The sequence below is a fragment of the Streptomyces sp. CNT372 genome (assembly GCF_000377145.1).
This window is the reverse complement of the sequence record NZ_KB897779.1, coordinates 32,563-52,575: the sequence shown is the minus strand read 5'-3', so window position 1 is coordinate 52,575 and position 20,013 is coordinate 32,563. Positions and strand designations below refer to the sequence as shown.

Annotated in this window: 18 protein-coding genes; 10 read left to right on the top strand and 8 right to left on the bottom strand. The window is 72.9% G+C overall.

Annotation, left to right across the window (positions count from 1 at the left end):
• Nucleotides 1–41: 41 nt before the first annotated feature.
• On the bottom strand, nucleotides 42–1,547 hold the full coding sequence (locus C593_RS0108175; protein ID WP_018846809.1) for a peptide MFS transporter: 1,506 nt from the start codon (nucleotides 1,545–1,547) through the stop codon (nucleotides 42–44).
• Nucleotides 1,548–2,049: 502 nt separating this feature from the next.
• Between C593_RS0108175 and C593_RS0108170 the strand changes: the two genes are divergently transcribed.
• Together C593_RS0108170 and C593_RS0108165 are read left to right on the top strand one after the other, a co-directional pair.
• Entirely contained in the window at nucleotides 2,050–2,727 is a 678-nt protein-coding gene (locus tag C593_RS0108170; protein WP_018846808.1) for a response regulator transcription factor, read from the top strand.
• 12 nt (nucleotides 2,728–2,739) lie between these two features.
• Complete coding sequence (locus tag C593_RS0108165) at nucleotides 2,740–4,005, top strand: ATP-binding protein (RefSeq protein ID WP_018846807.1); 1,266 nt, start codon at nucleotides 2,740–2,742, stop codon at nucleotides 4,003–4,005.
• Nucleotides 4,006–4,027: 22 nt separating this feature from the next.
• On the opposite strand, the gene C593_RS0108160 is transcribed toward C593_RS0108165, so the two are convergent.
• Nucleotides 4,028–4,549 (bottom strand): GtrA family protein, encoded by a 522-nt coding sequence (locus tag C593_RS0108160; RefSeq protein WP_026277481.1) that lies wholly within the window; start codon nucleotides 4,547–4,549, stop codon nucleotides 4,028–4,030.
• Nucleotides 4,550–4,724: 175 nt separating this feature from the next.
• Between C593_RS0108160 and C593_RS0108155 the strand changes: the two genes are divergently transcribed.
• The 4 genes from C593_RS0108155 (at nucleotide 4,725) to C593_RS0108140 (ending at nucleotide 9,139) form a co-directional block, all read left to right on the top strand.
• Entirely contained in the window at nucleotides 4,725–5,864 is a 1,140-nt protein-coding gene (locus C593_RS0108155; protein WP_078521292.1) for a 5-(carboxyamino)imidazole ribonucleotide synthase, read from the top strand.
• Nucleotides 5,861–6,382 carry a 5-(carboxyamino)imidazole ribonucleotide mutase gene (gene purE, locus C593_RS0108150; RefSeq protein WP_026277480.1) on the top strand — a complete coding sequence of 174 codons (522 nt, stop codon included), beginning with the start codon at nucleotides 5,861–5,863 and terminating at the stop codon, nucleotides 6,380–6,382. Before C593_RS0108155 ends, purE begins: the two co-directional genes overlap by 4 nt.
• A gap of 22 nt (nucleotides 6,383–6,404) precedes the next feature.
• Nucleotides 6,405–7,616, top strand: coding sequence for a dipeptidase (locus C593_RS0108145; protein WP_018846803.1), 1,212 nt, complete (start codon nucleotides 6,405–6,407; stop codon nucleotides 7,614–7,616).
• Between the two features lie 275 nt (nucleotides 7,617–7,891).
• On the top strand, nucleotides 7,892–9,139 hold the full coding sequence (locus C593_RS0108140; protein WP_018846802.1) for a membrane dipeptidase: 1,248 nt from the start codon (nucleotides 7,892–7,894) through the stop codon (nucleotides 9,137–9,139).
• A gap of 27 nt (nucleotides 9,140–9,166) precedes the next feature.
• Here the strand turns inward: C593_RS0108140 and C593_RS0108135 are convergent, their stop codons facing one another.
• A complete protein-coding gene (locus C593_RS0108135) occupies nucleotides 9,167–9,526 on the bottom strand; it encodes a VOC family protein (protein ID WP_018846801.1) in 360 nt (119 codons plus the stop codon).
• A 150-nt stretch (nucleotides 9,527–9,676) separates the two neighbouring features.
• Here C593_RS0108135 and C593_RS0108130 point away from each other — a divergent pair, with 150 nt between their 5' ends.
• Nucleotides 9,677–10,213 (top strand): CGNR zinc finger domain-containing protein, encoded by a 537-nt coding sequence (locus C593_RS0108130; protein ID WP_018846800.1) that lies wholly within the window; start codon nucleotides 9,677–9,679, stop codon nucleotides 10,211–10,213.
• Between the two features lie 314 nt (nucleotides 10,214–10,527).
• Here the strand turns inward: C593_RS0108130 and C593_RS0108125 are convergent, their stop codons facing one another.
• The gene (locus C593_RS0108125) at nucleotides 10,528–11,865 is read right to left on the bottom strand and encodes a UDP-glucose dehydrogenase family protein (RefSeq protein ID WP_018846799.1); all 1,338 of its coding nucleotides are present in this window, start codon (nucleotides 11,863–11,865) and stop codon (nucleotides 10,528–10,530) included.
• 221 nt (nucleotides 11,866–12,086) lie between these two features.
• On the opposite strand from C593_RS0108125, the gene C593_RS0108120 reads away from it, so the two are divergent.
• Entirely contained in the window at nucleotides 12,087–13,244 is a 1,158-nt protein-coding gene (locus C593_RS0108120; protein ID WP_018846798.1) for an acyl-CoA dehydrogenase, read from the top strand.
• A gap of 255 nt (nucleotides 13,245–13,499) precedes the next feature.
• Here the strand turns inward: C593_RS0108120 and C593_RS0108110 are convergent, their stop codons facing one another.
• The 3 genes from C593_RS0108110 to C593_RS0108100 form a co-directional block, all read right to left on the bottom strand.
• On the bottom strand, nucleotides 13,500–14,114 hold the full coding sequence (locus C593_RS0108110; protein ID WP_018846796.1) for a dihydrofolate reductase family protein: 615 nt from the start codon (nucleotides 14,112–14,114) through the stop codon (nucleotides 13,500–13,502).
• 112 nt (nucleotides 14,115–14,226) lie between these two features.
• Nucleotides 14,227–14,766 (bottom strand): putative immunity protein, encoded by a 540-nt coding sequence (locus C593_RS0108105; RefSeq protein WP_018846795.1) that lies wholly within the window; start codon nucleotides 14,764–14,766, stop codon nucleotides 14,227–14,229.
• A gap of 132 nt (nucleotides 14,767–14,898) precedes the next feature.
• Nucleotides 14,899–16,203, bottom strand: coding sequence for an LCP family protein (locus C593_RS0108100; protein WP_018846794.1), 1,305 nt, complete (start codon nucleotides 16,201–16,203; stop codon nucleotides 14,899–14,901).
• Nucleotides 16,204–16,430: 227 nt separating this feature from the next.
• Between C593_RS0108100 and C593_RS0108095 the strand changes: the two genes are divergently transcribed.
• Nucleotides 16,431–16,979 carry an acyl-CoA thioesterase gene (locus C593_RS0108095; RefSeq protein WP_018846793.1) on the top strand — a complete coding sequence of 183 codons (549 nt, stop codon included), beginning with the start codon at nucleotides 16,431–16,433 and terminating at the stop codon, nucleotides 16,977–16,979.
• A 237-nt stretch (nucleotides 16,980–17,216) separates the two neighbouring features.
• Here C593_RS0108095 and C593_RS0108090 read toward each other — a convergent pair whose 3' ends face one another.
• On the bottom strand, nucleotides 17,217–18,764 hold the full coding sequence (locus C593_RS0108090) for an LCP family protein (RefSeq protein ID WP_486591089.1): 1,548 nt from the start codon (nucleotides 18,762–18,764) through the stop codon (nucleotides 17,217–17,219).
• Nucleotides 18,765–18,881: 117 nt separating this feature from the next.
• Here C593_RS0108090 and C593_RS0108085 point away from each other — a divergent pair, with 117 nt between their 5' ends.
• Nucleotides 18,882–19,910 carry a glycosyltransferase family 2 protein gene (locus tag C593_RS0108085; RefSeq protein WP_018846791.1) on the top strand — a complete coding sequence of 343 codons (1,029 nt, stop codon included), beginning with the start codon at nucleotides 18,882–18,884 and terminating at the stop codon, nucleotides 19,908–19,910.
• Nucleotides 19,911–20,013: the final 103 nt, after the last annotated feature.

Genomic DNA, 20,013 nt, shown 5'->3' with positions numbered 1-20,013 from the left:
TCCGGCGCGGCGGCCTTCGCCGTGTACGGGTGGGGACGTCGTCAGCGCACGTCGCCCATCAGCGCGCGGATCTTGCGGCCGGCCATCATGAAGGCCAGGCCCGTGGCCACCGCGATGACCGCCCAGAGGGAGTAGTACAGGGCGTCGCCCAGCGGGGCGTTGAGCTTGGTGGTCCAGCCGTTGAGGGCGTTGCCCGTCGCCGTGGCGAGGAACCACAGACCCATGATCTGGCCGACGAACTGCTTCGGCGCCAGCTTCGTGGAGAGGGAGAGGCCGACCGGCGAGAGGCACATCTCACCGATGGTCTGGACGAGATAGACGCTCAGCAGCCAGAAGACCGTGACCTTGCCGGTCTCGCTGTTCGCGGCCGCGGCGCCCGCGAGGCCCATGATGGCGAAGGAGCCGCCGATGAGGAGCATCGCCAGGGCGAACTTCATCGGGGTGCTGGGCTCGCGGTTGCGCTTGGCCAGCGCGACCCACAGGCCCGCGAAGACGGGCGCCAGGACGATGACCATGGCCGGGTTGACCGACTGGTACCAGGACGCCGGGAACTCCCAGCCGCCGATCATGCGGTCGGTCTTGCCGTCCGCGAACAGCGTCAGCAGCGAACCGGACTGGTCGTAGATCATCCAGAACAGCACGGCCGTGGCGAAGAACCACGCGAACGCCTGGATCTTCGGGCGGTCCGCGGCCGTCAGGGCCGGGTTGCGGTACATCGCGACGAAGTAGACGACCGGCACGACGATGCCGAGGACCGCGAGCACGTTCACGATGTGCTCGATGTCGTAGGTGCCGAGGGCGATGTCCACCGCCAGCGCGGCCACCGCGACGATGCCCCACAGGAGCACCTTGCGCAGCACGGTGCGCTTCTCCTCCGGCGAGGCCGGGGTGCCGGGCTCCTTGCCGACGTCGCCGAGGTGGCGGCCGCCGAGGACGTACTGCACGACGGCCAGGGTCATGCCGACACCGGCGACGGCGAAGCCGAGGTGCCAGTTGACGTTCTCACCGAGGTAGCCGACGATCAGCGGCGCGGCCATGCCGCCGATGTTGATCGCCATGTAGAAGAGGGTGAAGCCCGCGTCGCGGCGCGCGCTCGGCTGGCCCTCGTAGAGGCCGCCGACCATCGCGGAGATGTTGGGCTTCAGCAGGCCGGTACCGGCGGCGATGAGCGCCAGACCGGCGAAGAACGCGGCGTCCGACGGGATCGCCAGCGTGTAGTGGCCGAGGGCGATGACGATGCCGCCGACGAGGACGGCCTTCCGCGCGCCCCACAGCCGGTCGGCGATCCAGCCGCCGGGCATCGCCGCCATGTAGACGACCGCGTTGTAGACGCCGTAGATCGAGGCTGCCAGCGCCTCACGGCCCGCCAGCGGGCCGTCGAGGACACCCGCGACCAGGTAGAGCACGAGGATGGCGCGCATCCCGTACCAGGAGAAGCGCTCCCACATCTCCGTCATGAAGAGCGTGGCCATACCGCGGGGGTGGCCGAAGAAGGTCTTCTCGGAGCCAGGGGTGCCGGCCGAGTCCTTCGTCAGGCTGGACGCCATGTCGATCCTTGTTCGTGTCGGGACGCGCCGCCTTGTGAGCGGTGGTGCGCCCGGTGGGGGCAGCCGGCACCGGGGGCGGGCCGCGCGCCCACGCCTGGGGGCGTCCCGGCGAGCGGGAAACGGGCGGCGTCACACCCCGGGATCCACACCCCGCGCACGTCCTCGCGCACAGGGCCCGGCCCACAGGTCATTCACTTCTGGTGCGCCGCACGGCGTCGGTTGGGGCCAACCCCGCGCAGCAAAGGGACCTTTGGTGCACTCGCGTGCCAAAGGTCCCCGGGCACTACTTCAGACGTCTCGCCACCATACGCCACGACACTGCCGCATATGGAAGGACTTGAGAGATGGATCACAGGTAAATACGGAACCAGCTGCACTGAATCGAAGGTCGTCATCAGGATGCCACCTCTGAGTGGCAGGTAGCGCCAGGGAGTGCCCGTCCCAGGTCATGGGCCTCTCCGTCCCGCCCCGGCGTCCCGCCGTGCGGACTACCATCAGGTTCATGACGCGTGTACTGCTCGCCGAGGACGACGCATCCATCTCCGAGCCCCTCGCCCGCGCCCTGCGCCGTGAGGGTTACGAGGTGGAGGTGCGCGAGGACGGGCCCGCGGCCCTCGACGCCGGACTCGCGGGCGGCATCGACCTCGTCGTCCTGGACCTCGGCCTGCCCGGCATGGACGGCCTGGAGGTCGCCCGGCGGCTGCGCGCCGACGGTCACACCGTCCCGATCCTGGTGCTGACCGCCCGCGCCGACGAGGTGGACACCGTCGTCGGCCTCGACGCCGGCGCCGACGACTACGTCACCAAGCCCTTCCGGCTCGCCGAACTCCTCGCCCGCGTCCGGGCCCTGCTCCGCCGCGGCGCCACCGAGCCGATGCCCGCGCCCGCCACCCACGGAGTCCGGATCGACGTCGAGTCGCACCGCGCCTGGATGGGCGACGAGGAGCTCCAGCTCACCGCCAAGGAGTTCGACCTGCTGCGGGTCCTGGTCCGGGACGCGGGCCGGGTCGTCACCCGCGACCAGCTGATGCGCGAGGTCTGGGACACCACCTGGTGGTCCTCCACCAAGACCCTCGACATGCACATCTCGTGGCTCCGCAAGAAACTCGGCGACGACGCGGCCAACCCCCGCTACATCGCCACCGTGCGCGGCGTGGGCTTCCGCTTCGAGAAGTCCTGATACGCAGGAGACATGCGCCGCCGTCTGATCAACTCCACGCTCGCCGTGGTGCTCGTCGTCATCGCCGTCTTCGGCGTCTCCCTCGTCCTCGTCGAGACGCGCACCATCAGCAGCAGCGCCCAGGAGAGCGTGGAGTCCGAGGCGCTGCGGCTCGCGAGCATCGTGGACTCCCGGCTGGTGGGCGGCGAGCCGGTGAACCCCGACATCATCGCCCAGCAGGGCGACATCACCCGGTACGCCGAGATCCGCATCCCCGGCCGCGCGCCCATCGAGATCGGCAAGCGCCCCACCGGCAGTGTGATCCGGGCCACCGAACAGGGGGAGCAGGGCACGGACATCGTGGTCGAGGAGTCCCGCTCGGCCGTCACCCGCGAGGTGGGCAGGTCGCTGCTGATCATCGGCGCGGTGGCCCTGGTCGCCGTGGTCGCCGCCGTGCTCCTCGCCGTCCGCCAGGCCAACCGCCTCGCCTCCCCGCTGACCGACCTCGCCGAGACCGCCGAACGCCTCGGCTCGGGCGACCCGCGACCCCGCCACCGCCGCTACGGCGTGCCCGAACTGGACCGCGTCGCCGACGTCCTCGACGCGAGCGCCGAGCGGATCGCCCGGATGCTCACCGCCGAGCGCCGCCTCGCCGCGGACGCCTCCCACCAGCTCCGCACCCCGCTCACCGCGCTGTCGATGCGACTGGAGGAGATCACCCTCACCGAGGACCCGGAGAACGTGAAGGAGGAGGCGAGCATCGCCCTGGCCCAGGTCGAACGCCTCACCGACGTGGTGCAGCGGCTGCTCACCAACTCCCGGGACCCCCGGATCGGCTCCGCCGTCTCCTTCGACCTCGACGAGGTGGTCAAGCAGCAACTGGAGGAGTGGCGCCCCGCCTACCGCAGCGCCGGGCGGGCCGTGGTGCACTCCGGACGGCACGGGATGCGCGCGGTCGGTACACCCGGCGCGGTGGCCCAGGTCCTCGCCGCGCTGATCGAGAACTCCCTGATGCACGGCGGCGGGACGGTCGCAGTCCGCACCCGGGTCACCGGCAACCAGGCGGTCGTGGAGGTCACCGACGAGGGCCCCGGCGTCCCCGCCCAGCTCGGCGCGCGGATCTTCGAACGCACCATCAGCGGCCGCAACTCCACCGGTATCGGCCTCGCGGTCGCCCGGGACCTCGCGGAGGCGGACGGGGGGCGGCTCGAACTCCTCCAGCAGCACCCGCCGGTCTTCGCCCTCTTCCTCAGCCGGTCACCGCGCGAGCGGGGCGAGGAGAAACCCACCGTCCGGTGAGCGCCACCGTGCCGGGGAGGTGTCAGCGGCGTCCGGCCGGTGTCCGCCGGGCCCCGTGCGTTCCGCGCTGCTCCAGGAACGATTCCGCCTGCTGCACCGCCTCCCGCGCGGGCAACGCCCGGAAGACCCACGTCCGGTACGACCAGAAGCGGAACAGGGTCGCCACCGCGATGCCCAGGAACTTGAAGATGTTGCTCTGCAGCGGCGTGTCCCACCCGAACCCGTACGTCGCCGCGTACAGGACGCCGTTCTCGATCACCAGGCCCGCCGCGCTGAACAGCAGGAAGAGGCTCAGCTCCCGGGTCCGGCCGCTCTTGTCCCGGTCCCGGTAGGTGAAGTAGCGGAAGCCGACGTAGTTGAACGCGATGGCCACCACGGTCGCCAGCACCGAGGCGCGCACCACCTGGAGGTCCGTGGTGTGCCGGAGCAGATTGAAGACGCCCAGGTTGACCAGGAGGCCCGCACCGCCGACCGCGCCGAACTTGGCGGCCTCGCGGGCGAGCCGCCGCAGCCGCCCGCCCGGTCCTCCGCCTCGTTGGCTCATGGTGGGTGTCCAGCCTCGTCCGTCGGCGGCGTCGAGCGGCAGTGTCGACACCGCCATGCTAACCAGGGCCTCCCCGTGGCGCCCGGGAGTCACGGGGTGCATGTGACGTCCGCTACACCGCTTGTCGGAACATACGGCGAACGGGGGCGCTCCGGTCGGCGGATACCCTGAAGGGGTGACGTTTCCGGTAGTCGGCATGGTCGGCGGCGGTCAGCTCGCCCGTATGACCCACGAGGCGGGCATCCCCCTCGGCCTGAAGTTCAAGCTCCTCAGTGACACGCCCCAGGACTCGGCGGCCCAGGTCGTCGGCGACGTCGTCGTCGGCGACTACCGCGACCTGGAGACCCTCCGCGCCTTCGCGCGCGGCTGCGATGTGATCACCTTCGACCACGAGCATGTGCCCATCGAGCACCTGCGCGCCCTGGAGGCCGACGGCATTCCCGTCCGCCCCGGCCCGGACGCGCTGCGGCACGCCCAGGACAAGGGCGTGATGCGCGAGCGGCTCACCGAGCTGGGCGCCCCCTGCCCCCGGCACCGCATCGTGGCCGACCCGGCCGACGCGGCCGCCTTCGCCGAGGAGGTCGGCGGCTTCCCCGTCATCCTCAAGACCGTGCGCGGCGGCTACGACGGCAAGGGTGTGTGGTTCGTGCGCTCCGAGGCCGACGCGGAGGCCCCGTTCAGAGCCGGGGTGCCGGTCCTCGCCGAGGAGAAGGTCGACTTCGTGCGCGAGCTCGCCGCGAACGTCGTCCGCTCCCCGCACGGCCAGGCCGTCGCGTACCCGGTCGTCGAGTCCCGCCAGGTCGACGGCGTCTGCGACACCGTGATCGCGCCCGCGCCCGGACTCAGCGAGGAGCTGGCCGGCCGGGCGCAGGAGCTGGCTCTGCGGATCGCCCGCGAACTGGACGTGACCGGTCACCTCGCCGTCGAGCTGTTCGAGACCACCGACGGCCGCATCCTCGTCAACGAGCTCGCGATGCGCCCCCACAACTCCGGCCACTGGACCCAGGACGGCGCGATCACCTCGCAGTTCGCCAACCACGTCCGGGCCGTCCTCGACCTGCCGCTGGGGGACCCGCGTCCCCGCGCCCCGTGGACCGTGATGTGCAATGTCCTGGGCGGCGACTACCCGGACATGTACCAGGCGTATCTGCACTGCATGGCCCGGGACCCGCAGCTCAAGATCCACATGTACGGCAAGGACGTGAAGCCCGGCCGCAAGGTCGGCCACGTCAACACCTACGGCGACGACCTCGACGACGTGCTGGACCGCGCCCGTCACGCCGCCGGCTACCTGCGAGGGACGATCACCGAATGAGCGCTGTCGTCGGCATTGTCATGGGCTCGGACTCCGACTGGCCCGTCATGGAGCTCGCCGCCCAGGCCCTCGACGAGTTCGAGATCGACTACGAGGTCGACGTCGTCTCCGCCCACCGCATGCCCCGCGAGATGATCGCCTACGGCGAGGAGGCGGCCGGCCGGGGCCTCAAGGCGATCATCGCGGGTGCCGGGGGAGCGGCCCATCTGCCGGGCATGCTCGCCTCCGTCACCCCGCTGCCCGTGATCGGCGTACCCGTGCCGCTGAAGTACCTGGACGGCATGGACTCCCTGCTCTCCATCGTGCAGATGCCCGCCGGGGTCCCGGTGGCCACCGTCTCGGTCGGCGGCGCGCGCAACGCCGGTCTCCTCGCGGCCCGCATCCTGGCCACCCAGGACCCGGACCTGATGACCCGGATGACCGCGTTCCAGCAGGAACTGAACGACCAGGCGACCGAGAAGGGCAAGAGGCTGCGCACCAAGGTCGCCGGCGCCGACTCGTTCGGCTTCGGCGGCTGACGGCGTGGGCATGCAAGACCCCATGACGTCCCCCACGGATCTCCTGCCCCGGGCGCTCGACCTGCTCGCCGCCCACCCCGTCGTCGACGGCCACAACGACCTGCCCTGGGCGCTGCGCCGGCACGTCCGTTACGACCTGGACCGCCTGGACATCGCCGGGGACCAGACGGGCCGGCTGCACACCGACCTCCCCCGGCTGCGGGCCGGCGGGGTGGGCGCCCAGTTCTGGTCGGTGTACGTGCGCAGCGACTTCGCCGGCGACCAGGCGGTCAGCGCGACCCTGGAGCAGATCGACGCCGTCGGCCAGCTCCTCACCCGCTACCCGGCGGACCTTGCGCGCGCCCTGAGCGCCGAGGACATGGAGACCGCGCGCGGCGAGGGCCGGATCGCCTCCCTGATGGGCGCCGAGGGCGGCCACTCGATCAACAACTCCCTGGCCACCCTGCGCGCCCTGTACGCGCTGGGCGTGCGCTACATGACCCTCACGCACAACGACAACATCGCCTGGGCGGACTCCGCGACGGACGAGCCCCGGGTCGGCGGGCTCTCCCCGTTCGGCCGCGAGGTGGTGCGCGAGATGAACCGCCTCGGCATGCTCGTCGACCTCTCGCACGTGGCCGCGACCACGATGCGCGACGCGCTGGAGGCCACCACCGCGCCGGTGATCTTCTCGCACTCCTCGGCCCGCGCCGTCTGCGACCACCCGCGCAACGTCCCCGACGACGTGCTGGCCCAGCTGCCCGCCAACGGGGGCGTCGCGATGGCCACCTTCGTGCCCAAGTTCATCCTCCCCGCGGCTGTGGACTGGACCCGGGCGGCCGACGACAACATGCGCGCCCACGGACTGCACCCGCTGGAGACCACGCCGGAGGCGATGAAGATCCACGAGGCGTTCGAGGCGGCCAACCCCCGGCCGGCCGCGACCGCGGCGACGGTCGCCGACCACCTGGACCACATGCGGGAGGTCGCGGGGATCGACCACATCGGGATCGGCGGCGACTTCGACGGCACGGCGTTCACGCCGTCCGGTCTCGACGATGTGGCGGGCTACCCCAACCTCGTCGCGGAGCTGCTCCACCGCGGCTGGTCGGACGCCGACCTGGCCAAGCTGACCTGGCAGAACGCGGTCCGGGTGCTGCGGGCGGCGGAGGACGTGGCACGGGACCTGCGGTCGGTCCGGGGCCCGTCGAACGCGACGATCGACGTGCTCGACGGGCTCGACGAGGAGGGCTGAGGGCCGGACCGGGCGGCGCGACGGACCCCGTGGCCGGGCCGTCGGCCGCTCCCGCCGCCGGGACCGCCCGCGGTACGGGCGCCGTCCGCGCCCGTGTCGCGGGGGCGCCCCTCGAACGGCCCACCGGAAGCCGCCCCCGCCGCGACCGGCCGGTCCTCCCGTGCCACGGTTGGCGTAACGCCGCCCCGGCCCAGGCGCGGCGTAACGCCGCCCGGCCCCGGCCTCCCGGGCAGTCCGCGGCGGCGGCACAGGCCGGCGAGAATCCGGAGCACGCCATGGCAGAACCGCAGGACGCCACGTCCACCGACCAGTCCCCCTCGGCGTCGTCCGCGTCCCTGACGACCGTCGACCCCTCGGGCGGCGCCGAGGCCCCGGACCGGCGCGTCGCCCCGGGCCTCGGCGACGGTGACGGCGACGGCCTCGCCGTGCTGGCGGCCCTCGACGCCGACCTCGCGTACCCGGACCCGCCGGCGCCCACCACCGGCAGCCCGGCGCCCACCACCGGCAGCCCGGAGCCCGGCCCCGATGCCCCGCCCGGCGTCCCCGGCTTCCTCGCACGCGCCCGCGAGCTGCTGCGGGAGCACCCCGTCGTGGACGGCCGCAGCGGGCTCGCCCCCGTTCTGCGGAGCATGCACTTCCATGACCTCGAAGCGGGCGAGAGCCTGCTGGAGACCGACGTCCCCCGGCTGCGGCGCGGAGGAGTCGGCGCCCAGTTCTGGTGCCTCCACCCGCCCGGCGCGGACTCCGGGACCGCCGGGGCCGGGGACCTGGCCGGGGTGCTGGACCTGATCGACGTCGTCCGCGAGACCGTGCGGAGCGCCCCGGAGGGCCTGGTCGTCGCGGTACGCGCCGACGACGTGGCCGACGCCCGCAACCGGGGCCGGACCGCCGTACTGCTCGGGCCCGCGCCCGGCCCCGCGCTCGGCGACTCACTCGCCGCCCTGCGCGCCCTGCACACCCTCGGCGTGCGCTCCCTCACCCCGGTCGGCAGCCGCTGGACCGGCGGTCCCGGGGGCCTGACGCCCTTCGGCCACGAGGTGGTGCGCGAGGCGAACCGCCTGGGTGTCCTGCTCGACCTCTCCGGCTGCCCGGCTCAGACCCTGCGCCGCGTCCTCGCCGTGACCCGGGCCCCGGCGCTGGTCTCCCACCACCCCGAGCCGCTGGACGAGGACCTGCTGCGTGCCCTGCGGGCGGGCCACGGCGTCTGCATGGTCCCGTGCACCGGGACCCCGGCCGAGGTCGCGGACGCACTCGACCGCGTCCGCGCGGTGGCCGGGGCCGAGACCGTCGCGCTGACCGGGGCGTACGACACGGGCCTGCCCCACGGTCCCGGCCTCGGAGACGTCTCCGGCTTCCCCCGGCTGATCGCCGAGCTGCTGGAACGCGGCTGGAGCGAGGCCGAGGTCACCGGGCTGACCTGGGCGAACGTGCTCCGGGTGCTGCGCGGCACGGAGTTCGCCGCCCGCACGGCCGCCGCGCGCCCGGCGCCCTCCCGGGCCGTGATCGACTCGCTCAACGGCTGAGCCCGGGCCCGGGACGGGTCCCGTCCCTCAGCCGGCGCAGAGGCAGAACGGGTGCCCGGCCGGGTCCGCGTACACCCGGAAGCTACGCGCGTGGTCGGCCGCGTCGAGGGCGGTCGCGCCCAGCGCCAGCACCCGGGCCTCCGCCGCGTCCAGGTCGTCCACGGTCACGTCCAGATGGAACTGCTGCGAGTGCTCGGCGGACGGCCACTTCGGGGGCGTGTACCCGGGGGCGGCCTGGAAGGCGAGGGGCGCCGCCCCGCCCGAGAGGTCGACCCAGCCGTCGCCGTCGTCCTCGATCTCGCCCCCGAGCAGCTCCGCGTAGAAGCGGCCCAGCGCGACGGGGTCGGGACAGTCCAGGACGACGGCCCCCAGCTTGGCGATGCTCATGACTGCTCCTCCGGTCTGCCGGTCTCCCGGCTCGGCGTTACCTGCCCTGGGCGCGTACCCGCGCCGCGCTTTCGGTACTGCGTTACCGGTACTGCGCCTCAACAGGTAACCGTTACTGCATGCTCCCCCAAAGGCGGTAACGTCGCAAGCATGAACGACAGGGAATCCGCGCCCGGCGGCCTCGCGCTCGTCGAGGCCCTGGTCAACACGCTGGACGTCGGGACCGGCGCGGACACCCTGGAATCGGCCGCCAACCGCGCGCGCTTCGGCCTGGCGGACGCGGGCACGGAGGAGATCGACGCGGCGCGCGCGCTGCGGGAGGCACTGCGTGCCGCCTGCCTGGCCCACGCGGGCCACGGCACCTCCACCACCCTCGACGCCCTGCTCGCCGGGGCCCTGCTCCGGGTGAGCGTAGGCCCTGCGGGCGAGGCGGCCCTGAGGGCCGGCGACCCGCCGACCCTCCACGGCCGGGTCGCCCTGGCGATCGCGGAGGGCACGGCCGCCGGCACCTGGCTCCGGCTCAAGGCGTGCGAGGCCGAGGACTGCCAGTGGGCCTACTACGACCGCAGCCCGGCGGGCCGCCGCCGCTGGTGCTCCATGTCGGTCTGCGGCGCCCGCACCAAGATGCGCACCTACCGGGCCCGGGCACGCCGAGCCGGGGCGGCGGCGTCGGGCGACGGCGCGTGAACGGGGCCGGGCCGGAACCCCTGCGGGTTCCGGCCCGGCCCCGTTCGGCGGGTCGGCGGGGCGCGGCGCGCACGGCCGTGCCGGGCGCAGGCCGCCTGCGCCGGGCCGGCTTCCGCCGGGAGCCGGCGCCGCGCTCGGGCCCGGTGGGCAGGGCGAGCGGGATGCGGTGGGCCCGGCCCCGTCCGGCACGGTCGGCGGAATGCGGTGTCGCCCGGCCGTGCCGGGCGGGACTCAGGCCGCCAGCGCCGGGCCGGCTTCCGCCGGGAGCCGGCGCCGCGCTCGGGCACCTCGCCGCTCGGGCCCGTCGACGTGGCTCAGGCGCGCGGGCGGCCCATCGCCCGGTAGGTCCAGCCCGCCGCGCGCCACGCCTCCGCGTCCAGCGCGTTGCGGCCGTCCAGCAGGATGCGGGAGGTGACCGCCGCGCCCAGCTCCGCCGGGTCCAGCTCGCGGAACTCGCGCCACTCGGTCAGGTGCAGCACCACGTCCGCGCCGCGTACGGCCGCCAGGGCGGTGTCCGCGTAGGCGAGGGTCGGGAAGAGGCGGCGGGCGTTCTCCATGCCCTTGGGGTCGTAGACCGTGACCTGGCCGCCCTGGAGCTGGATCTGGCCCGCGACGTTGAGCGCCGGGGAGTCCCGGACGTCGTCCGAGTCGGGCTTGAAGGTCGCGCCCAGCACCGCGACGCGCTTGCCCAGGAACGAGCCGCCGCCGACCGCCTCACGCGCCAGCTCCACCATGTGGCCCCGGCGGCGCATGTTGATCGAGTCGACCTCGCGCAGGAAGGTCAGTGCCTGGTCCGCGCCCAGTTCGCCCGCGCGGGCCATGAACGCCCGGATGTCCTTGGGCAGGCAGCCGCCGCCGAAGCCGACGCCCGCCCGCAGGAACTTCCTTCCGATGCGGTCGTCGTGCCCGATGGCCTCCGCCAGCTTGGCCACGTCGCCGCCGGCCGCCTCGCAGACCTCGGCCATGGCGTTGATGAAGGAGATCTTGGTGGCGAGGAAGGAGTTCGCGGCGGTCTTCACCAGCTCCGCCGTCGGATAGTCGGTGACCACGAACGGCGAGCCCTCCGCGATCGGCGTCGCGTACACCTCGCGCAGCAGCTTCTCGGCGCGCTCGCCGCGGACGCCGACCACGATCCGGTCCGGGTGCAGGGTGTCGTCCACGGCGAAACCCTCGCGCAGGAACTCCGGGTTCCACGCCAGCTCCACCTCGCCCGGCGCCTGCTCGGCGAGGAGCCGCGCCAGCCGGTCCGCGCTGCCCACCGGCACCGTCGACTTGCCCACGACCAGTGCCTGCCCGCCCAGGTGCGGGGCGAGGGAGGCGAAGGCCGAGTCCACGAAGCTCATGTCGCAGGCGTACTCGCCGTGCTTCTGCGGGGTGTTCACGCACACGAAGTGGACGTCGCCGAAGGCGCCCACCTCCTCCCAGGAGGTGGTGAACCGCAGCCGCCCGGTGGAGCCCTCGATCCCGGCGACGTGCCGCCCCAGCAGCTCCTCCAGACCGGGCTCGTACATGGGCACCCGGCCCGAGGAGAGCAGCTCGATCTTCTCGGGGACGACATCGAGCCCCAGCACCTCGAAACCGAGCTCGGCCATCGCGGCGGCATGGGTGGCGCCCAGGTAGCCGGTGCCGATCACGGTGATCTTGAGGGCCATGCGGTGCTCCAGTACTGATGCGGGCGGGCGTGCGCGCCCGAGCATAACCGCGCGGCGGGAGGGGCCCGACGGGCGGCCGTCCGTGGGGCCCGGGTGCGGAGCCGGGGCCCGGAATCCGGGCCTGACCGGGGCTGTCGCCAAACTCACCTATGCCCCGGCCCCGCGGCCCGTCTAAAATTGGGTTACTTAACGGTAGTTAGCATCTTGGGGAGTGAGACACCTTGGCAGGATCGGCCGACTTCGACCTGTACCGCCCGTCCGAAGAGCACGACATGCTCCGCGAGTCGGTCCGCTCCCTGGCCGAGGCGAAGATCGCGCCCTTCGCCGCCGCGGTGGACGAGGAGGCCCGCTTCCCGCAGGAGGCGCTGGACGCCCTCGTCTCCTCCGACCTGCACGCCGTGCACGTACCGGAGTCCTACGGCGGCGCGGGCGCCGACGCCCTGGCGACCGTCATCGTGATCGAGGAGGTCGCCCGGGTCTGCGCGTCCTCCTCCCTGATCCCGGCGGTCAACAAGCTCGGCTCCCTGCCGGTGATCCTCTCCGGCTCCGAGGAGCTGAAGGCGAAGTACCTGGCGCCCCTCGCCAACGGCGACGGCATGTTCTCGTACTGCCTCTCAGAACCGGACGCGGGCTCGGACGCGGCCGGCATGAAGACCAAGGCCGTGCGCGACGGGGACTTCTGGGTCCTCAACGGCGTGAAGCGCTGGATCACCAACGCCGGCGTCTCCGAGTACTACACGGTGATGGCCGTCACCGACCCGGCCAAGCGCTCCAAGGGCATCTCGGCCTTCGTCGTCGAGAAGGGCGACGAGGGCGTGTCCTTCGGAGCCCCGGAGAAGAAGCTCGGCATCAAGGGCTCCCCGACCCGCGAGGTCTACCTCGACAACGTCCGCATCCCGGCCGACCGCATGATCGGTGAGGAGGGCACGGGCTTCGCCACCGCGATGAAGACCCTGGACCACACCCGCATCACCATCGCGGCCCAGGCCCTCGGCATCGCGCAGGGCGCCCTCGACTACGCCAAGGGCTACGTCCAGGAGCGCAAGCAGTTCGGCAAGCCGATCGCGGACTTCCAGGGCATCCAGTTCATGCTCGCCGACATGGCCATGAAGATCGAGGCCGCCCGCCAGCTCACCTACGCGGCCGCCGCCAAGTCCGAGCGCGGCGACGCCGACCTCACCTTCCAGGGCGCCGCCGCCAAGTGCTTCGCCTCCGACGTGGCCATGGAGGTCACCACGGACGCGGTCCAGCTCCTCGGCGGCTACGGCTACACCCGCGACTACCCGGTCGAGCGCATGATGCGCGACGCCAAGATCACGCAGATCTACGAGGGCACGAACCAGGTCCAGCGGATCGTGATGGCGCGCAACCTGCCGTAACGCGCCAGCCTTCACGGCGACGCCCCGGCCGGTCACTGGCCGGGGCGTGGCGCGGGGCGTCGCCGGCCGGGTCCTCGGACAGGAAGGGGCGGACGGCGCCGAGGACCACGCCGATGCAGACGTCCCGCAGCTCCTCCGCCGTGCAGGTCTCGTCCACCAGCCAGTCCACGCACAGCACCTGCACGAACACCAGCCAGCTCCTCGAGTACGCCCGCGTCTGACGCCGCAGGACGCGCGCCCGCCGACCACCCCTCCTCAGGACTGCGGCAGATGCGCCTTCGCGTCCTCGTAACCGGCCTCCGGGGCGGCGGCCGGCTCGGGTCCGTAGACCAGGTTGAGCACCCCGCTCCCGAAGGTCTCCGCGGAGAGCAGCTTCAGCGGCACCGGCGTGTCGCCCTCGTCGAAGAGGCGCTCGCCCTTGCGCACCGCGACCGGGTGCACCAGCAGGTTCAGCTCGTCGAGCAGTCCCGCGGCGAGCAGGGAGCGCACCACCGACACCGAACCGCTGACCGCGATCCGGTCGTCGCCCGGCTCGCTCTTCAGCGCGCGGACCGCCTCCTCGAAGTCCCCCCGCAACTGCTCGGAGTTGCGCCACGTGAAGTCGAGGGTCCGCCGGGAGACCACGATCTTCCGCGCGTCCCCGAGCTTCTTCGCGAACGGCGCGTCCTCGCCCCCGGCCGCCTCCCGCTCCGGCCAGGCGCCCGCGAAGCTGTCGTAGGTGACCCGGCCGAGCAGCAGCGTGTCCGCCTGCCCGAGCACCGCGTCCACGGCCGCGCCCATCTCGTCGCTGAAGTAGGGGAAGTGCCACTCGTGCGGGTCCTCGACGACGCCGTCGACCGAGATGAACAGCTGCGCGACGATCTTCCTCATGGGGTGCCTCCGGGGGCGGTGTGGTCCGGTTCATCGTGTTGAGGGGTAGACGGCGGGCGGCACCGGAACTCATCGGTGGGTCGCCGACCCACCTGTCCCGCGAGGGCCCCGCTCAGGCGCGGAGCGCCGCGTCCAGCGCGCGGACGAGTTCGCCGACCCGCCCGCCCCCGGGCGGCGCGGCGGGCAGCCGGCCGAGGACCGCGGCGACCGCCGGGGGCGCGTCGCGGTGCGCCCGCTCCAGCGCCGTCGTGGCGGCGGCCCCGTCCCCGCCGGACAGCAGCTCCGCGACGAGCGCCGCGTGCGCCGCCGCGCCGAGGACGTGCTTCACCTGGTGGGCACTGGCCCGGGGGTGCAGGAACGCGGCCCCCGCCGCATGGCTCGCCGCCCGTGCAGCCTCGGCCGCGGCGGGCGACGCGGCCTCCCGCGCGGACCGGTAGGCCGCCCACGCGCTCTGCCGCAGTGCCGCCGTGCGCCGGCCGCCCCCGGCGAACAGCCCCGCCGCGTCGAGGGCTTCGCGCGGGCGCGGGTCCTCGGGGCGGTCCTGTTCGAAGACCGGCAGGACCGCGCGGGCGCACGCGGCCGCGTAGCCCGTGATCTCGCGGAGTTCGTCCTGGCTCAACTCGATGGCGGTGGCGTCGGGTTCGTTCGGCACGGACCGATCCTGCCGCAGACCGGGGCCCGGAGCGCAGGTGTTTCCAGGACCGTGCCGGAGCCGGCCGGACACGGCGAGGGGCCCGTACCACCGGAAGCCGCCGATGCGGTAAGGGCCCCTCGCCGTGCGCGGTCACTGGCTGGTGACGGTGACCTTCTCGTCGTTCTGGATCTGCTTAACCAGCTGCTGCACCTTCGCCTTGTCCCAGACGAGGTTGCCGCCGCGGCTGCCGGAGATCGGGATGTTCATCGACTTCCCGTCACCGCCGCTGACGCCCTTCATCGCGAAGAACATCGACCCCAGGTCCCACAGGGACATGTCCTTGTCGACGATCAGGGTGTCCAGGCCCGCGCCGAGGGTCGGGTAGAGCGTGAAGGGGTTGAGGATCGTGCCGGGCGTCGCCGCCTGGTTCGCCAGCGTGGAGAGGAACTTCTGCTGGTTCTTGGTGCGGTCCAGGTCGCTGCCCGCGAACGCGTACCGGGTGCGGACGAACGCGAGGGCCTGCTCGCCGTCGAGGGTCTGGGTGCCCGCCTTGAAGTCGGCGCCGGACTTCTTGTCCTTGAAGCCCTTCTCGATGTTCATCTCCACACCGCCGAGCGCGTCGACGATGTTCGCGAACCCCGCGAAGCCGATCTCGGCGTAGTGGTCGATCCGCAGACCGGTGTTGTGCTCGACCGTGCGGACCAGCAGCTCCGGACCGTCCTCCGCGTACGCCGCGTTGAGCTTCACGCGTCTGCCGGTGCCGGGGAAGGTCTTGCCGGACTCCGAGCCCACGAAGGTCGGTATCTCGACGTCGGAGTCGCGCGGGAGGGAGATCATCGTGTTCCCGCTGCCGCACTTGGCGAGGATCATCATGGAGTCGGTGCGCTTGCCCTCGGCGGAGCCGGTGCGCAGCCGCTTCTTCTCCTCGGCGGACAGGCCCTCACGGCTGTCCGAGCCGACGATCAGGTAGGTGGTGCAGTCGCCTTCCCCGGGCCGCTCGATGACCTTGGACAGGTCGACCTCGCGACGGACCTTGCCGTCCGCCCAGAAGTACGTGCCGATGGTGGTGCCCAGCACAGCGACGAGAGCGACGATCGCGCCGATCTTGATGCGGCGGCGCCAGTCCGGAGCCGGGGCCGGGCGGCCGTACGGGTCGCCGCCCTGCGGTGGCACCCGCCCGCCGCCGGGCGGGCTGCCGTAGACCTGGCCGGTGTTGTAGCCGCTGTCGTACCCGGGCTCGGCGTACCCCTGGCCGCCGCCCTGGTCGTACCCGCGCTGCTGCGGAGGCACGGAGCCCCGCCGGGGGGTGGAGGGGCGCTGGACGTGGCGCATCACGCGGGCGCTCTCGGGCTGCCCGGCGCTGCCCTGCCCGTAGCCGCGGCCGTCGCCGTCGTCCGACCATCCGCCCCCGCCCGCGGCGTCGCCGCGGGAGTTGCCTCCATGCCAGTCACTCATGCGCAACAGTGTGCCGGTGGCTCGACCCACCCGGACAGGCCGAGTGGTAAATCACACCGGGCCTGTAGCGAAGCTGATGCAATGCGGCCCTTTTGTCCCCGAGCAGGGGTCCTGTTGTCCTGGAACGGGGGTCCCGTTGCCCCGGAACGAAGGGCCCGCGCCGGGTGGGACGAAGGCCCCGGCCGACGCGGACGGCGGTGGTCGCGGACCGGCATAAGGTGGAGGGCATGACAGATCAGGCCCCCCGCCCGGAGAGCGAGATTCCGGGCAAGCCGACCTCGGCGTCCCGCACCACCCTCAGCCACATCATGACCGGCAGCGACACCAACCTCCTGGGCACGGTGCACGGTGGCGTGATCATGAAACTGGTCGACGACGCGGCGGGCGCCGTGGCGGGCCGCCACTCCGGCGGGCCGGCGGTCACGGCCTCCATGGACGAGATGGTGTTCCTGGAGCCGGTCAGGGTCGGTGACCTGGTGCATGTGAAGGCACAGGTCAACTGGACGGGCCGGTCCTCGATGGAGGTCGGCGTCCGCGTCCTGGCAGAGCGCTGGAACGAGTCGACGCCGGCGACGCAGGTGGGTTCCGCGTACCTGGTCTTCGCGGCGGTGGACGGGGACGGGAAGCCGCGGGTGGTGCCGCCGGTGGTGCCGGAGACGGAGCGGGACCGCCGTCGCTACCAGGAGGCGCAGATCCGGCGTACGCACCGGCTGGCGCGCCGCCGGGCGATCAAGGAGCTGCGCGAGAAGCGCGCGGCCGAGGGCATCGACGACTGAGCCCACCAGGAGCTCGGTCCACACGAGCCGGGTCCACATGGGCCGGCGCCCTATGGAGCGGGCCCACACAGGCGGGACGCACACGGACCCCGTCCACACGAACTGGGCCCGCATGGACGGGGTCCACACGGGCCGGCGCCCTATAGACCGGGTCCACATGTGCCCGGTCCACATGGACCCGGCCCACATGTGCCCGGTCCACACGGACCGGGTCCACATGTGCCCGGTCCACATGGGTTACGGGCACACCACCTGGTCGCCCGTCACCGCGCCGAAGGCGCCCGGCTTGCGGTCCTCCGCGCGGACCGGGGTGACGCCCTTGTAGTCCGCGCCCGCCATCACCTTCATCGTCGGGCCCTGCCCCTTCGCCGGGCGCAGTTCGCAGCCGCCCAGCGCCGTCTGGAGCGACTTCGCCGACCGGTCCCAGCGCGGGTCGTACGTCACATAGGTCTTGGCCAGCGGGGCGCCCGCGGTGCCCGGGGCGTTCAGCGGGGAGCGGGTGGTCGCGAAGCCCGTCGCGTCGAGGGCCTTGTCGACCCGGTCCCCGAGCCCCGGAGTCGCCGTGCCGTTGTAGACCTGCACCCGGATCCGGTCCGGGGGGACGTCCACCAGGGCCGCCCTCGGCTGCTTCGGGCGCCGCGGCGCGAGCGGCTTGTCGTCCCGCACCAGCTGGAACAGCTTCTTCGCCTTCGCGGTGTCCCATTTCACGGTGGAGCCGATGCCCTTGACCGGGTGGCTCACATCGCCGACCGGCACCGAGGTGAACTCCGAGGAGGCGGGGGAGAATCCCTTCATCGCCCGGCCGAGGGCGAGCATCTGCTCGGGGCCGAAGTTCTTGTCGGCCCGCACCGAGTCGAGCATCGTCGAGACCACCGAGCGGAACTTCACCGGGTTGAGCAGCACACCGTTGCTGGTCGCCTGGTGGATGAGCGCGGCCATGAAGCGCTGCTGCCGCTGCATCCGCCCCAGGTCGGCGGCTCCGTCGATATGGCGGGAGCGCACATACTGGAGGGCCTGCCCGCCGTTGAGCTTATGGGTGCCCACTGCCAGGTCGAGACCCGTGTAGGAGTCCTTCATCGGGCGGGCCGTGCAGATCTCCACACCGCCGACCGTGTCCACGGTCCGCATGAAGCTGGTGAAGTCGACCTCCAGATAGTGGTCGATCTTCACCCCTGTCATGTGCTCCACGGTCCGCACGGTCAGGGAGGGCCCGCCCTCGGTGAACGCGGCGTTCAGCTTCACCGGGTGGCGCTTGTGCTGCTTGCCGGTGGTGGCGTCGACATGGTCGGGGATCTCCGCGTAGCTGTCCCGCGGCAGGCTCACCACGCTGGCGCGCTCCCGGTCCTGGGAGATGTGCACCAGCATGATCGTGTCGGTACAGCGGCAGCCGACGCCGCCCAGGCGGTACTTCTTCTTCTCCTCGGCGGTGATCCGGTCCCGGCCGTCCGTCCCCACCAGCAGGATGTTCATACCGTGGCCGCCGTCCGGCCGGTTCTTCATGTCCCGGAAGGGGTCCACCCGCTCGATCCCGCTGTCCAGGCTCGTCACCACCGCGTGCCCGATGCCGCCGATGCCCAGGACCAGGACCGAGAGGGAGGTGACGACCCGCACACCCCAGCGAGGCCGTCCCGTGCGTCCGGCGGGCCGGGCCCGTCCGCCCTGCCCGGCGGGTTTCCCGGTGGCTCCGCCCCGCCCGCCGGCCCCGGCCGGGCGGGGCGCCGGACGCCGTCGGGGCGGCTGCGGCGCACGAGGGTCCGGGCGGCCGGGGCGGGGCGTTGGGGGCACGGGACACCTCCGCGGACGACAGGGGGATCCTCAGCACCGTAGGCGTGCGCGCTCCCCGGCCCCGGCCGCCGCGCCTGCGGGTCCCCCGTACGCGGTAACGCGGTAACGTGGCGGGCGATGAACGCCACGCCCCCTGTCTCCGTGATCATGCCGGTCCTCAACGAGGAGCGGCATCTGCGCAACTCGGTCCGTCACATCCTCCAGCAGGAGTACGACGGCGAGATGGAGGTGGTGATCGCGCTGGGGCCGTCCACGGACCGCACCGACGAGATCGCCGCCGAACTGGTGCGTGAGGACCCCCGCGTCCACACCGTGCCGAACCCGACGGGACGCACCCCGGCCGCGCTGAACGCCGCGATCGCCGCGTCCCGGCACCCGGTCGTCGTCCGCGTCGACGGGCACGGCATGCTCTCGCCGGACTACATCGCCACCGCGGTCCGCCTCCTGGAGGAGACCGGCGCGCAGAACGTCGGCGGCATCATGCACGCCGAGGGCGAGAACGCCTGGGAGGAGGCGGTCGCCGCCGCGATGACCTCCCGGATCGGCGTCGGCAACGCGGCCTTCCACACCGGCGGCGCGGCGGGCCCGGCGGAGACGGTGTACCTGGGCGTGTTCCGGCGGGAGGCACTGGAGAGGCAGGGCGGCTACAACACCGAGTTCATCCGCGCCCAGGACTGGGAGCTGAACTTCCGGATCCGCGAGGCCGGGGGACTCATCTGGTTCTCGCCGGAGCTGAAGGTCCAGTACCGGCCGCGTCCCTCGGTGCGCGCGCTGGCCAAGCAGTACAAGGACTACGGTCGCTGGCGCCATGTGGTCGCCCGCTACCACCCCGGCTCGATCAACCTGCGCTATCTCGCCCCGCCGGTCGCCGTGTGCGCCATCGCGGCCGGGCTGGTCGCGGGCGCGGCGCTCACTCCGTGGGCGCTGGTGGTCCCGGGCGGGTACCTCGCGGCGATCACGGTGGGCTCGGTGCCCGCGGGCCGCGGCCTGTCGCCGAAGGCCCGGCTCCGGATCCCGGTCGCGCTGGCCACGATGCACATGTCCTGGGGCTACGGCTTCCTGACCAGCCCGCGGTCCCTGGCGAAGAAGGTCATCGCGAGCCGCCGCCCCGCCGTGACGCGCACCACCGAGACCGAGACGGCCTGACGGCCCGGACGGCCTGACAGCCCCTCCCGGACGGCGCGCCCTCGGCCGACCCGCGACCCGGGCCGCTCCCGGCAGGAGACACGGCCCCGGACGACACGACACG

Excerpts from the sequence above, each read along its gene's own strand:
- C593_RS0108175 (WP_018846809.1), bottom strand. The coding sequence starts at position 1,547 with ATGGCGTCCAGCCTGACGAAGGACTCGGCCGGCACCCCTGGCTCCGAG.
- C593_RS0108170 (WP_018846808.1), top strand. The coding sequence starts at position 2,050 with ATGACGCGTGTACTGCTCGCCGAGGACGACGCATCCATCTCCGAGCCC.
- C593_RS0108165 (WP_018846807.1), top strand. The coding sequence starts at position 2,740 with ATGCGCCGCCGTCTGATCAACTCCACGCTCGCCGTGGTGCTCGTCGTC.
- C593_RS0108160 (WP_026277481.1), bottom strand. The coding sequence starts at position 4,549 with ATGAGCCAACGAGGCGGAGGACCGGGCGGGCGGCTGCGGCGGCTCGCC.
- purE (WP_026277480.1), top strand. The coding sequence starts at position 5,861 with ATGAGCGCTGTCGTCGGCATTGTCATGGGCTCGGACTCCGACTGGCCC.
- C593_RS0108145 (WP_018846803.1), top strand. The coding sequence starts at position 6,405 with ATGACGTCCCCCACGGATCTCCTGCCCCGGGCGCTCGACCTGCTCGCC.
- C593_RS0108140 (WP_018846802.1), top strand. The coding sequence starts at position 7,892 with ATGGCAGAACCGCAGGACGCCACGTCCACCGACCAGTCCCCCTCGGCG.
- C593_RS0108135 (WP_018846801.1), bottom strand. The coding sequence starts at position 9,526 with ATGAGCATCGCCAAGCTGGGGGCCGTCGTCCTGGACTGTCCCGACCCC.
- C593_RS0108130 (WP_018846800.1), top strand. The coding sequence starts at position 9,677 with ATGAACGACAGGGAATCCGCGCCCGGCGGCCTCGCGCTCGTCGAGGCC.
- C593_RS0108125 (WP_018846799.1), bottom strand. The coding sequence starts at position 11,865 with ATGGCCCTCAAGATCACCGTGATCGGCACCGGCTACCTGGGCGCCACC.
- C593_RS0108110 (WP_018846796.1), bottom strand. The coding sequence starts at position 14,114 with ATGAGGAAGATCGTCGCGCAGCTGTTCATCTCGGTCGACGGCGTCGTC.
- C593_RS0108100 (WP_018846794.1), bottom strand. The coding sequence starts at position 16,203 with ATGAGTGACTGGCATGGAGGCAACTCCCGCGGCGACGCCGCGGGCGGG.
- C593_RS0108095 (WP_018846793.1), top strand. The coding sequence starts at position 16,431 with ATGACAGATCAGGCCCCCCGCCCGGAGAGCGAGATTCCGGGCAAGCCG.
- C593_RS0108085 (WP_018846791.1), top strand. The coding sequence starts at position 18,882 with ATGAACGCCACGCCCCCTGTCTCCGTGATCATGCCGGTCCTCAACGAG.